At 71.7% G+C, this 12,842-nt stretch carries 9 protein-coding genes; 6 read left to right on the top strand and 3 right to left on the bottom strand.

Translation table 11 applies throughout. The features are described 5' to 3' along the window. Positions 1–70 precede the first annotated feature (70 nt). The gene (gene hemW / locus ACFQBR_RS01095; protein WP_344180856.1) at positions 71–1,303 is read right to left on the bottom strand and encodes a radical SAM family heme chaperone HemW; all 1,233 of its coding nucleotides are present in this window, start codon (positions 1,301–1,303) and stop codon (positions 71–73) included. A 244-nt stretch (positions 1,304–1,547) separates the two neighbouring features. Further along, on the bottom strand, positions 1,548–2,639 hold the full coding sequence (locus tag ACFQBR_RS01090; protein ID WP_330160037.1) for a LacI family DNA-binding transcriptional regulator: 1,092 nt from the start codon (positions 2,637–2,639) through the stop codon (positions 1,548–1,550). A 96-nt stretch (positions 2,640–2,735) separates the two neighbouring features. Here ACFQBR_RS01090 and ACFQBR_RS01085 point away from each other — a divergent pair, with 96 nt between their 5' ends. The 4 genes from ACFQBR_RS01085 to ACFQBR_RS01070 all read left to right on the top strand — a co-directional run bounded on the left by ACFQBR_RS01085 (position 2,736) and on the right by ACFQBR_RS01070 (position 8,582). Continuing rightward, on the top strand, positions 2,736–4,337 hold the full coding sequence (locus ACFQBR_RS01085) for a glycoside hydrolase family 13 protein (protein ID WP_344180858.1): 1,602 nt from the start codon (positions 2,736–2,738) through the stop codon (positions 4,335–4,337). A 476-nt stretch (positions 4,338–4,813) separates the two neighbouring features. Continuing rightward, positions 4,814–6,061, top strand: a complete 1,248-nt coding sequence (locus tag ACFQBR_RS01080) for a sugar ABC transporter substrate-binding protein (protein ID WP_344180860.1) — start codon at positions 4,814–4,816, stop codon at positions 6,059–6,061. Between the two features lie 2 nt (positions 6,062–6,063). After that, a complete protein-coding gene (locus ACFQBR_RS01075; RefSeq protein WP_344180862.1) occupies positions 6,064–7,677 on the top strand; it encodes an ABC transporter permease subunit in 1,614 nt (537 codons plus the stop codon). Then, complete coding sequence (locus tag ACFQBR_RS01070) at positions 7,677–8,582, top strand: sugar ABC transporter permease (RefSeq protein WP_267945994.1); 906 nt, start codon at positions 7,677–7,679, stop codon at positions 8,580–8,582. Before ACFQBR_RS01075 ends, ACFQBR_RS01070 begins: the two co-directional genes overlap by 1 nt. Before the next feature lie 160 nt (positions 8,583–8,742). On the opposite strand, the gene lepA is transcribed toward ACFQBR_RS01070, so the two are convergent. Then, complete coding sequence (lepA, locus tag ACFQBR_RS01065; protein ID WP_267945995.1) at positions 8,743–10,584, bottom strand: translation elongation factor 4; 1,842 nt, start codon at positions 10,582–10,584, stop codon at positions 8,743–8,745. Between the two features lie 253 nt (positions 10,585–10,837). Between lepA and ACFQBR_RS01060 the strand changes: the two genes are divergently transcribed. Both ACFQBR_RS01060 and rpsT read left to right on the top strand, forming a co-directional pair. Further along, positions 10,838–11,812: a hypothetical protein gene (locus tag ACFQBR_RS01060; protein ID WP_267945996.1), complete on the top strand. Its 975-nt coding sequence runs from the start codon at positions 10,838–10,840 to the stop codon at positions 11,810–11,812. A 237-nt stretch (positions 11,813–12,049) separates the two neighbouring features. Further along, on the top strand, positions 12,050–12,319 hold the full coding sequence (gene rpsT / locus ACFQBR_RS01055; protein WP_267945997.1) for a 30S ribosomal protein S20: 270 nt from the start codon (positions 12,050–12,052) through the stop codon (positions 12,317–12,319). The last annotated feature ends 523 nt before the right edge of the window (positions 12,320–12,842 follow it).

The following is a 12,842-nucleotide window of genomic DNA, read 5'->3' as shown; positions in this document are numbered from 1 at the left end:
GCGCACGCCGCGGGAACGCTTGAGGGGGCCGGGCAACCTTGCCCGGCCCCCTCGGCGTGCGCCCGGGCCCTCAGGTGAGGTCGCGCACCACGGCGTCCGCGAGCAGGCGCCCCCGGCGGGTCAGGACGGCGCGGCCCGCGCCGTGGGCGCCGGCCTCCAGCAGGCCCTCGGCGACGGCGCGCTCGGCCGCGGCGCGCCCGTGCGGCTCCAGCAGGTCCAGCGGACACCCCTGCTCCACGCGCAGTTCGAGCAGGATCCGCTCGAAGCGCCGCTCCTCCCGTGTGAGCACCTCGCGGGCCTGGCCCGGGCTGTCGCCCGAGTTCAGGCGGGCGGCGTAGGCGGCGGGGTGCTTGACGTTCCACCAGCGGGTGCCGCCGACGTGGCTGTGCGCGCCGGGCCCCACGCCCCACCAGTGACCGCCGGTCCAGTAGAGGAGGTTGTGGGCGCTGCGCCCCTCGGGCGTGCGCGCCCAGTTGGACACCTCGTAGGCCGTGAACCCGGCCCCGGCGAGGACGTCGTCGGCCATCAGGTAGCGGTCGGCCATCGTGTCGTCGTCGGGCTCGGTGAGCTCGCCCCTGCGCACCCGGGCGGCGAGCCGGGTGCCCTCCTCGACGATCAGCGAGTAGGCGGAGACGTGGTCGGGGCCGGCGGAGACCGCGGCGTCGAGGGAGGCCCGCCAGTCGTCGTCCGTCTCGCCCGGCGTGCCGTAGATCAGGTCGAGGTTGACGTGGTCGAACCCGGCCTCGCGGGCCCATCCCACGCACTGCTCGGGGCGTCCGGGGGTGTGGCCGCGCTCCAGGACCTTCAGCACGTGCGGGCGGGCGCTCTGCATGCCGAAGGAGATCCGGGTGAACCCGGCCTCGCGCAGCCGGACCAGGTACTCGGGCGTGACGGTCTCGGGGTTGGCCTCGGTGGTGACCTCGGTCCCGGGGGTGAACCCGAACCGGTCGCGGACCGCGGCGACGATCCGGCCCAGGTCCTCGGCGGACAGCAGGGTCGGCGTGCCGCCGCCGACGAACACGGTGCTGACCGGGGGCCTCGCGCCGGACAGGACCCGGTCGGCCAGCGCGACCTCGGCGACGGCCTGGTCGGCGTACGTGGCGCGCGAGGCCGTGGCGGTCCCGTCCCGGGAGACGAGCTCCTCTGCGGTGTAGGTGTTGAAGTCGCAGTAGCCGCAGCGTGTGACGCAGAAGGGCACGTGGACGTAGAACCCGAGCGGCTGCCCGCCGAGTTCGGCGAGGGAGGCTTCGGGCAGTTCCCCGGTACGCGGTACGGGGTCGCCGTCGAGGGCAACGGAAGGCATGCCTCCAGTGTCACCGACACTGCGGCGTGCCCCGGCCGGACCGTCGCCGGGACGCGCCCCGGCCGGGGCGCGGGGCACGGAGAGATGGGACACAGGGACCGGCGCCGGGGCCTCCTCCGGCCCGGCCGGGTCAGGGGTTGGCGTGGGCGGGGGCAACGCAAGCGCGGCAGGGGTCCTGCCGCGTCCGGGGACCGCGGGCGCCGTCGTCCCCGGCGGGGGCGGTGCAGGGTCCGGCCCGGCCGGGTCAGGGGTTGGCGTGGGCGGGGGCCGGGGAGGCGGCCCGCTGCGGGAGGGGGCCGCGGGGAGGGTCCACCCGCCCGGACGCGCTCCGCCGGTCGGGGGCGATGGCGGTGGAGCCGCGCACGACCAGCTCCGGGTCGAACATGAACTCCGTGTGGGAGACGGGGTGCCCGGCGATCTCGTCGCACAGGGCGCGCGCCGCGGCCAGCGCCATCGCGTTGACCGGCTGGCGGACGGTCGTCAGCGGGGGGTCGGTGAAGGCGATGAGCTGGGAGTCGTCGTACCCGACGACGGAGAAGTCCTGGGGGACGCGCAGGCCCCGCTGGCGGGCGGCCCGGATGGCGCCGAGCGCCATCATGTCGGATCCGCAGACCATGGCGGTGACGCCGCGCTCGATCAGGCGCACGGCGGCCGCGTGGCCGCCCTCGACGCCGAACAGGGACAGCTCCACGAGGTCGTTCCCGTCGAGGCCGTGCCTGGCGAGGGCCTGGTGGTAGCCCTCCAGCTTGCGGCGGACCGGGACGTAGCGCTCGGGGCCGCTGGTGAAGCCGATGCGGGTGTGGCCCAGGGCCACGAGGTGGTCGACCGCGAGCCTTCCGGCCTCCCGGTCGTCCGCGGAGACGAACGCCGAGGGGATGGCCTCGGCGAACCCGTTGACCAGGACGATCGGAAGTCTTCGTGAGACCAGGGCGTGGTACCGCTCGTGCGGTGCGGTGGTGTCGGCGTGCTTGCCGGAGACGAAGAGGATGCCGGAGACGTTGCGCTCCAGGAGCAGCTCCACGTACTCGTCCTCGGTTATTCCGCCCGGGGTCTGGGTGCACAGCACCGGCGTGTACCCGCGCTGGGCCAGAGCTCCCTCGGCCGCCTGGGCGAACATCGGGAAGACCGGGTTCTCCAGTTCGGGGATGACCATGCCGACCAGCCCGGCCGAGCGCTGCCGCAGCCGGGCGGGACGCTCGTAGCCGAGGACGTCGAGGGCGGTCAGGACGGCCTTGCGGGTTTCGGCGCCGACCCCCGGCTTGTCATTGAGCACCCGCGAGACGGTGGCCTCGCTGACGCCTGCGTGCCGCGCGATGTCGGCAAGTCGTGGACCCATGGGCGTAACTCTAGTCGAGATCGCCGTCACATGGCCGAAAGTTCGGGGTAATCTTGCGCAAGAACTTGCAGTCGCCACAGGGAAGGACCCTCGAAGATGGAGCCTCAGTCTCGCTGGTGGCGTGAAGCGGCCATCTACCAGATCTACGTGCGCAGCTTCGCCGACTCCAACGGTGACGGGGAGGGCGACCTCACCGGTATCCGGGAGCGCCTCCCCCACCTGGCGGAGCTCGGCGTGGACGCGATCTGGCTGACCCCGTTCTACGTCTCCCCCCTCGCCGACGGGGGCTACGACGTCGCCGACTACCGCGACGTCGACCCCCGCTTCGGCACGCTGGAGGACTTCGACGCCCTCCTCGGCGCAGCCCACGACCTGGGCATCCGCCTGATCATCGACGTGGTGCCCAACCACTCCTCCTCCGCCCACGCGTGGTTCCGCGAGGCCGTCGCCGCCGAGCCGGGAGACCCGGCACGGTCCCGGTACGTCTTCCGGGACGGCAGGGGCCCCGACGGGGAGCAGCCCCCGAACAACTGGAAGTCGATCTTCGGCGGCCCCGCCTGGACGCGCCTCAAGCGCCCCGACGGCACCCCCGAGCAGTGGTACCTGCACCTGTTCGACCCGGAGCAGCCCGACTTCGACTGGACCCACCAGGAGGTGCACGACGAGTTCGACGACGTGCTCCGCTTCTGGCTCGACCGGGGTGTGGACGGGTTCCGCATCGACGTCGCGCACGGCATGGTCAAGGACCCGGGCCTGCCCGACATCGCCGAGGGCGCCAAGGCCGACCTGCTCGACGGCAGCACCACGCTGCCGTACTTCGACCAGGACGGCGTGCACGACATCTACCGGCGCTGGTCGGCGATCGCCGCCTCCTACCCGGGCGAGCGCGCGCTGGTGGCCGAGGCCTGGGTCGAGGACGCGAACCGGGTGGCCCGGTACCTGCGCCCGGACGAGCTGCACCAGGCGTTCAACTTCGAGTACCTGACCGCCCCCTGGGACCCGTCCCGCCTGCGGGAGGTCATCGACGGTTCGCTGGCCGCCAACGGCGCGGTGGGCGCGACCACCACCTGGGTGCTGTCCAACCACGACGTGACCCGCCACGTGACGCGGTTCGGCGGCGGAGAGCAGGGGCTGCGCCGGGCGCGCGCCGCGACGCTGCTCATGCTGGCCCTGCCCGGCTCGGTCTACCTGTACCAGGGCGAGGAGCTGGGCCTGCCGGAGGTCACCGACCTGCCGGACGACTCGCTCCAGGACCCGACCTGGGAGCGTTCGGGCCGTACCGAGCGCGGCCGGGACGGCTGCCGGGTGCCGCTGCCCTGGGAGGACGGGAGCGCGCCGTTCGGGTTCGGCCCGGAGGGGAGCACCCCGTGGCTGCCCGTCCCCGAGGGCTGGGGCGCCCTGTCGCGCGCGTCCCAGCGGGGTGTGGAGGGCTCGACCCTGGAGCTGTACACCAGGGCGCTCGGGCTGCGCCGTGAGCTGGACGCCCTGGGCGACGGCGCGATGACCTGGCTGGATGCCCCCGAGGGCGTGCTGTACTTCGAGCGCGAGCCGGGCGTGCGCGTCGCGGTGAACCTCGGCGGGGAGACCGCGGAGATCGCGGCGTCCGGCGAGGTGCTCGTGTCCAGCGGTCCGGTGGCCGCACCGGCCGACGGCTCCCTGGCCCTGCCGGCCGAGACGGCGGTCTGGCTGCGCGGCTGACGCCGTGCGGGCGGCGCCGGGCACCGGCGCCGCCCTTCCCCGCCCGCGGCCCCCGCCGCGCCCCCGTACCCCTCCCCCGCACGCGGGCGCCCCGTCGGCGGCCCCGCACCCGCCGACCGCGCCCCTCCTGAAGCGGCTTCCGCCCCGACGGAGCCCGCGGAGCGTTCCCCGCGCCCCGGGGCCGCCGACCGCCCGCCGACACGGCTCACGGCCGCATCGCACCCAATGGTGTGACTAAATGAGCGTTCATCACAGATATCATCATCAGGCGGTCACCGCGCGACTACCCCCGGCAGGCGATCACACGTCCGTTTCCGCGGTGTTTCCACATCTTTATGCAGCAGGTCTGCAAAGCCTTTCAAAGCTTGCAAGTTATTGCTAACGTCACATCACCACGCATGCCCGCGACGGACCCGGGGCCACCGGCGAACCGCATGCGCGACCTCCTCAGCACGGCCTCCCGGAAGGAACACACCATGAGATTCCGCAGCGCACCAGTGGTGACAGGCATCGCCGCGATCGCCCTGATGGCGACCGCGTGCGGTGGCGGCGGTGAGGGCGGGGGCGACGACGCGTCGGCCGAGGGCGCCCTCGTCATCTGGTCCGACCCCGAGCGCGCCGACGCCATCCAGGGGGCCGCCGCGGAGTTCGCCGAGGCCAACGGCATCGAGGTCGACGTCCAGAGCCTGACCTTCGGCGACATCCAGGGCGACCTGCTCAACGCCCACCAGGCCGGGAACGCGCCCGACGTCTTCATCGGCGCCCATGACTGGACGGGCAACCTGGTGCGCAACGGCGCCGTCCAGCCCATCGAGCTGACCGGCGACAGCGCCGCGGGCCTGGACGAGACCTCGGTCCGGGCGCTCAACTACGACGGACAGCTCTTCGGTGTGCCGTACTCGCAGGAGAACATCTTCCTGATGCGCAACACCGAACTCGTTCCCGACGCCCCCGAGACCTTCGAGGAGATGGTCGAGGTCGGGACCGGGCTCAAGGACGCCGGTGACACCAGCGAGGTCCTCTCCATGGCCGTCACCCAGGAGGGCGACCCCTTCCGGATGAACGCCCTGTTCGGCTCCGCGGGCGGCTACCTCTTCGGCCAGGACGACGAGGGCAACTGGGACCCGACCGACCTCGGCGTGGGCTCGGACGAGTCCATCGCCGCCATGGAGCGGATCGCCGAGTACGGCGAGGGGGGCGAGGGGGTGCTGCGGCGCTCCATCGACCTGGAGAACGACGCCGTGCTGTTCTACGAGGGCGACGCCCCCTTCTTCGTCGCCGGCCCGTGGAACATCGCCGACGCCGAAGCGGCCGGGGTCGACTACGCGATCAGCCCCATCCCCGGTTTCGAGGGCGAGGGTCCCGCCACCCCCTACATCGGCTACCAGGCGTTCTTCGTCACCGAGGGCAGCTCCAACAGCGCCCTCGCCCAGGAGTTCGTGACCAACTACGTCACGGACACCGACTTCATCCTCAGCCTCTACGAGGCCGACCCGCGCACCCCGGTCCAGCTGGACGCCCTCGAGACGGTCTCCGCCGACGACCCCAACATCGCGGCGATCGCCGAGGCGGGCGCCGAGGGCATGCCGATGCCCTCCATCCCCGAGATGGGCGAGACCTGGGAACCGCTGGGCATCGCCCAGGCCGCCATCATCGGCGGGGCCGACGTCCGTGAGGCCATGGAGGCCGCCCACGAGACGATCGCCGGCCAGATCGGCGAGTAGCGGTGGCGTCCAGGAAAACCGACACCGCGGGCGCCCCCGGCAAGGGGGCGCCCGCCCGCAAGGGCCTGCCCGGAGGCCGGTTCGCCGGCAACGGCTCGCTCGGCGGGCAGCTCGTCAAGATCTCCCTCCTCGGCCTGTTCACCGCCCTCGGCGTGTGGGCGGCCCTCCCCCTCTACGTGGCGGGCAACTGGCTGGGCATCGCCCTGGTCGCCGGCGTCGTCGCACTCGTCTACGCGGTCTACCTGTCCAAGCGCGCCGTCCCGGTCAAGTACCTGGTCCCGGGCGTGCTGTTCCTGCTCGCCTTCCAGATCCTGCCCGTGCTCTACACGATGAGCACGTCCGTCACGAACCTCAGCGACGGCCACCGCGGCGACAAGCAGCAGGCGATCGCCGCCATCGAGGCGTACTCCGTGAGCAGCCCCGACGGCGCTCAGGAGTACACGCTCACCGTGGCGGTCACCGGCTCCCCCGAGACCGGTGACCTGGTCTTCCTCCTGGTCGACGGCGAGGGCTCCGCCTACGCCGGCGACGCGGAGGGGCTCACGGAGCTCACCGGGGCGACCGTCGAGCCGTCGGGCAAGGTCACCGAGGCCTTCGGGTACTCGATCCTGACCCCCGCCGAGGTCAACGCCCGCAGCGAGGAGCTGTCGGAGTTCGCGGTGCCCTCCGGCAACGGCTCCGGCATCCGCTCCAGCGGCCTGTCGAGCGCGTTCGAGGGCACGGCCACCCGCGTCTACGACGAGGGGTGCGACTGCGTCACCGACTCCGAGACCGGCGCGGTCTACCACGCCGACGACGAGCGCGGCGCGTTCTACGACGAGGAGGGGCAGCGCCTGGCGCAGGGCTGGCAGGTCGGCGTCGGCTTCGACAACTTCGCCCGGTTCCTGTTCAACCCCACCTTCGCGTCCTCGTTCTTCGGCATCCTGGTGTGGAACATCGCCTTCGCCGTCTCGGTCACCTTCCTGGTGTTCGTGGTGGGCCTGGCGGTCGCCCTCACCCTGCACGTCCCCAAACTGCGCGGCAAGGTCGTGTACCGGATCCTGGTGGTCCTGCCGTACGCGATGAGCTCCCTGGCGATGTTCCTGCTGTGGCGGGACATGTTCAACACCGACTTCGGGCTGTTCAACAGGATGCTGGGGCTGCAGGTCGACTGGCTGGGAGACCGGTGGAGCGCCCGGGCCGCGGTGATCCTCGCCAACGTGTGGCTGGGCTACCCGTACATGTTCCTGGTGGCCACCGGAGCGCTCCAGGCCATCCCCCGCGAACTCGGGCAGGCGGCGCAGATCGACGGAGCGGGCCCCTGGCAGGCGTTCCGCAACGTCACCCTGCCCCTGCTGATGGTCGCGATGACACCGATCCTGATCGCGACGTTCGCGTTCAACTTCAACAACTTCAACGCCGTGTGGCTGATCAGCCGGGGCGGCCCGTTCTCCCCGGACAACCCGACGGCCGGCGCCACGGACCTGCTCATCACCTACACCTACCGCCTCGCCTTCAACGAGGCCACCGCGGAGTACGGGTACGCGGCCGCGCTGTCGGTGATGATCTTCCTGATCGTGGCCGGGATGTCCGTGATCAGCCTCAGCCGGAGCAAGGCCCTCGAGGAGGTGGACTGATGGCGGTGCACGCCACCGGTACCGCGCGCACGCCCTACCGGCGCAGCGCGGGAACCCGGTTCTCCCTGTGGGCCGTCCGGCTCGGCTGGCGCCACCTGGTGATGCTGGCGGTCGTGGCCTTCGCGGTCTTCCCGGTCCTGTTCGTCGTCTCGGCCGCCCTCAACCCGCTGGGCACCCTGTCCAGTGCGCAGCTGTGGCCGACCGGGGCCAGTCTGGCCAATGCCCGGGACCTCTTCACGAACACGCCGTTCACCACCTGGTACGCGAACTCGCTGTTCTTCGCGGTCACCAACGCGGCCGCGACGGTGATGCTGTCCGCGCTCGCCGCGTACGCCTTCAGCCGCATGCGGTTCAGGGGGCGCAGGGTGGGGCTGGTCGGCCTCCTGGTCATCCAGATGTTCCCGCAGTTCCTGGCGATCGTGGCGATCTACCTGATGTTCACCACGCTGGGCGAGTACTACCCGGGGATCGGTTTCGACACCCGGTGGGGGCTGCTGCTGGTGTACCTGGGCGGCGCGCTCAGCATCAACACGTGGCTGATGAAGGGCTTCTTCGACACCGTGCCGAAGGAGCTGGACGAGTCCGCGCAGATCGACGGGGCCTCGCACGCCCAGGTGTTCTTCCGGATCATGCTGCCGCTGGTCACGCCCGTGCTGGCGATCGTGGGCCTGCTGGTGTTCATCTCCACCATCAACGAGTTCCTGATGGCGAGCGTGTTCCTGCGCGACACCGACGCCAAGACCCTGGGACTCGGGCTCTACCAGCTGGTGTCCTCCCAGCGGAACGCGAACTTCGGGATGTTCGCGGTCGGCGCCATCATGCTGTCCCTGCCCACCCTCGCGGTGTTCTGGTTCCTCCAGCGCTACATCACCGAGGGGCTGACCTCGGGGGCCGTCAAGGGCTGAGGACCTGCGTCCCGGCCCGCCGCCCGTCCCGGGGGCGGGGCGTCCGAAGAGCGGGCGCCCCGCCCCCGCTCCCGTGCCCCGGGACCGGGCGTACGCGGACGACGGAGGAGGGGCGCCCCCGCGGGGGCGCCCCTCCTCCGTCGTCCTCCGGCCCGGGGGACTACTTCTTCTTCTTGTCCTCGCCACCGCCGCCGTCGGTGGACAGGGCGGAGATGAAGGCCTCCTGGGGCACCTCGACCCGGCCGACCATCTTCATCCGCTTCTTGCCCTCCTTCTGCTTCTCCAGCAGCTTGCGCTTACGGCTGATGTCGCCGCCGTAGCACTTGGCGAGCACGTCCTTGCGGATGGCGCGGATGTTCTCGCGCGCGATGACCCGGGCGCCGATGGCCGCCTGGATGGGGACCTCGAACTGCTGCCTCGGGATCAGCTCGCGCAGCTTCTTGGTCATGTCCACGCCGTACGTGTAGGCCTTGTCCTTGTGCACGATCGCGGAGAACGCGTCGACGGCCTCGCCCTGGAGCAGGATGTCGACCTTGACCAGGTCGGCCTGCTGCTCGCCGGTGGGCTCGTAGTCCAGGGACGCGTAGCCCTTGGTCCGCGACTTGAGGTGGTCGAAGAAGTCGAAGACGATCTCGGCCATGGGCAGCGTGTAGCGCATCTCCACGCGGTCCTCGGACAGGTAGTCCATGCCCTGGAGGTCGCCGCGCCGCTCCTGGCACAGCTCCATGATCTGGCCGATGTGGTCGGAGGGGCTGAGCACCGTCGCCTTGACCATCGGCTCGTAGATCGCGGCGATCTTGCCGGACGGGAACTCGCTGGGGTTGGTCACGACGTGCTCGGTGCCGTCCTCCATGTCCACCCGGTAGATCACGTTGGGCGCCGTGGAGATGAGGTCGAGGTTGAACTCGCGCTCCAGGCGGGCCCGGGTGATCTCCAGGTGCAGCAGGCCGAGGAAACCGCAGCGGAAGCCGAAGCCCAGGGCCGCGGAGGTCTCCGGCTCGAACACCAGGGCGGCGTCGTTGAGCTGGAGCTTCTCCAGGGCGTCGCGCAGCACCGGGTAGTCGGTGCCCTCGATCGGGTACAGGCCCGAGAACACCATGGGCTTGGGTTCCTGGTACCCGCCGAGCATCTCGGTCGCCGGCCTGTTCAGGGCGGTGATGGTGTCGCCGACCTTGGACTGGCGCACGTCCTTGACACCGGTGATGATGTATCCCACCTCGCCCACGCCCAGTCCCCCGGCCTTGGTGGGCTCGGGCGAGCTGACGCCGATCTCCAGGATCTCGTGCGAGGCCCGGGTCGACATCATCTGGATGCGCTCGCGCGGGCTGAGCTTGCCGTCGATCACGCGGACGTAGGTGACGACGCCCCGGTAGGTGTCGTAGACCGAGTCGAAGATCATCGCGCGGGCGGGCGCGTCGGCGTCGCCGACGGGCGCGGGGATCTGGTTGACGATCTCGTTGAGGAGCTCCTCGACGCCCTGCCCCGTCTTGGCGCTGACCCTGAGCACGTCGGAGGGGTCGCAGCCGATGATGCCGGCGATCTCCTCCGCGTACTTCTCCGGCTGGGCGGCCGGGAGGTCGATCTTGTTGAGCACGGGGATGACGGTGAGGTCGTTCTCCAGCGCCATGTACAGGTTGGCGAGGGTCTGCGCCTCGATGCCCTGGGCGGCGTCCACCAGCAGGACCGCGCCCTCGCAGGCGGCGAGCGAGCGCGAGACCTCGTAGGTGAAGTCGACGTGCCCGGGGGTGTCGATGAGGTCCAGCGTGTACGTCTTGTCGTCGAGCGCCGTGAACGGGATGCGCACGGCCTGCGACTTGATGGTGATGCCGCGCTCGCGCTCGATGTCCATGCGGTCCAGGTACTGGGCTCGCATCTGGCGGTCCTCGACGACCCCGGTGATCTGGAGCATCCGGTCGGCCAGCGTCGACTTGCCATGGTCGATGTGCGCGATGATGCAGAAGTTGCGGATCAGCGCGGGATCGGTCCAGTTCGGCTGTGCCACCGTGCTCCGTTCACAGGTTGGGGTCCGGGTCGCGTGTGCGCCTGCGGCGTCACCGCCCCGCCGCGGCGTGGGTCCACGGCATCGTCAATCATCCCATGGCGACGGGGTCGCCCTCCCCGGTGACGACCGCCGTCCGTGCGGCAGTATGGGGTTCGGGTGCGGGGTTCGTGTCCAGATTATGTGACCCGGCGCCGGGAACGCGCCGTTCACGCACGGGTCCCGGGCCCGGCCGGAGCGTGCGAGGAGCGATCGGGTGAAGTGGCTGTTGACACGGGTGTTCGCCGGGCTGGCCGCGATCGCGGTGGTCCTGGTCGGCGCGGGCGCGCTGCTGGCCTACCAGTACTCGGGCGAGCCGGCCCCGTGGGCGGTGTCCCAGGGGGCCGACGCCGCGTGGGTGGGCTCGTGGGAGGACACCGGGAACCTGGCGCGGGTGCTCGACACCGGCGGGGTGGACACGGTGTACGTGTACGCGGGCGACATCGACGCCGAGGGCTCCGTGGAACGGGTGGAGGACACCGCGGCCCTGCTGTCGTGGCTCGGCTCGGAGTACCCGGACGTGCGGCCGCTGGCGTGGCTCCGGCACGGGGCGGACGGCTCGTCGCTGATCCGCGACCGGTTCGGGGAGGAGGCGCGTGAGGCCCTGGCCCCGGCCGTCGCCGAGGTGGCCTCGGACGGGTTCGCCGGCGTCCACCTGGACATCCGGCCGGTGACCGTGAACGACCCGTCCATGCCCGCGCTGATGGAGCTGGTGCGCGGGGAGCTGGGCGAGGACCCCGTGCTCTCGCTGCAGGCGCACCACGTGGAGCTGATGCCCGGCGGCCGGGTCCCCTCGTTCGTCGCGGACGGCGGGGAGAAGTACTGGTCCAAGGGCTACCTGGACCGGATGGCCGAGCACGCCGACGAGGTCGTGCTCCCGGGCGTAGGCGCGGACATGCCCGCCGAGGCGATGTACGGGGGCTTCATGGTGCGGCAGGTGACCGAGTCCCTGTCCGCCCTGAGCACCCGCGAGGACGTCGCGGTGCGCTTCGGCCTGCCGACCCACAGCGGCGGGGAGTGGGGGCCGAGGGTGGGGAACGAGTCGGCCGCGACCGCGCTCGCCGGGATCAGGCTCGGTCTCACGCAGGCGGAGCCCCCGGAGGGAAGGACGCTCGGTGTGGCGTTCTACCTCGGGGACGAGACGGGTGAGGCGGACGTGGCCGCGTACACCGCCGGATGGCTGCTGTCCTAGCCGTACGTCCCGCGCGGGACCCGGGGGGCGCCCGCACGGGGACCGGTGTGCACGAGTGGTGGCCGTGTGCTGCATACTGGAAGTCCGTGTCTCGGACTTCCACGTTTCAATATGAGCCCCGTGGACTCACACACCCGGCGTCGGCGCCCACCCTGGCCTCTCGCGGAACGGCTGCCCGCGAGTTGAGCCGCTTGTTCGACCGACGCGATCATCAGAGTAACTGGAGCACGTTTTCGCATGGCGAACATCAAGTCGCAGAAGAAGCGCATTCGGCAGAACGAGAAGGCCCGTGTCCGCAACCAGGCGGTGCGCTCCTCGCTGAAGACCGCCGTCCGCAAGTTCCGTGAGGCTTCCGAGGCCGGGGACGTCGAGAAGGCCACCGTCGCGCAGCGCGACGCCGCGCGCGCGCTGGACAAGGCCCAGAGCAAGGGCGTCATCCACAAGAACCAGGCCGCGAACCGCAAGAGCGCGATCGCCAAGCGCCTGCACGAGCTTCAGTCCGCCTAAGGGCCGACCTGCGCTGACCGGCCCGGTGTCCGCACCGGGCCGGTTTTGTCGTTCCCGGCGGCGGCAGCTCCCGGCGAGTTGTCCACAGGGCGGAACCGGGCGGTGACAGAGGGTCCGCGGCTTCCTACCGTTGACGTATGACCGCTCCGCGCCGTCCCCGGCGTCACCCTTCCGTGCCGGACCAGCAGGCCCGGCTCCGGGCGCTCACCCTGGACTCCTCCCCCGCGGCCCGGAGGCTGCGGGCCCGTATCCCCCGGCCTCCCCTCGACCCCCTGCCGTCCGGGTTCCCGGCCCCGGCGCCCGCCGCGCGGCCGGGAGGCGGTGCGGCCCCGCCCGGGGCCCGCACCGACCGCGGGCCCACCGCGGACGCCCTCACCGCCCCGGCACGGAACGCGTCCCCGTTCCCGGCGTCCCCCGGTCGGCCGGGGGCTCCCCGGCACGCCGCCCCCGCGGCCGGGGACGCGCGACCCGACGGCCCGCCCGTCCCGAGCGCCCCCTACGCGGTGGACGGGGACGGCTCGGA

The sequence above is a fragment of the Nocardiopsis tropica genome (genome assembly GCF_042660575.1).
In the GTDB taxonomy this organism is placed as follows: Bacteria; Actinomycetota; Actinomycetes; order Streptosporangiales; family Streptosporangiaceae; genus Nocardiopsis; species Nocardiopsis tropica.
The sequence above is the reverse complement of the archived record's forward strand: the minus strand, read 5'-3'. Positions and strand labels throughout refer to the sequence as shown.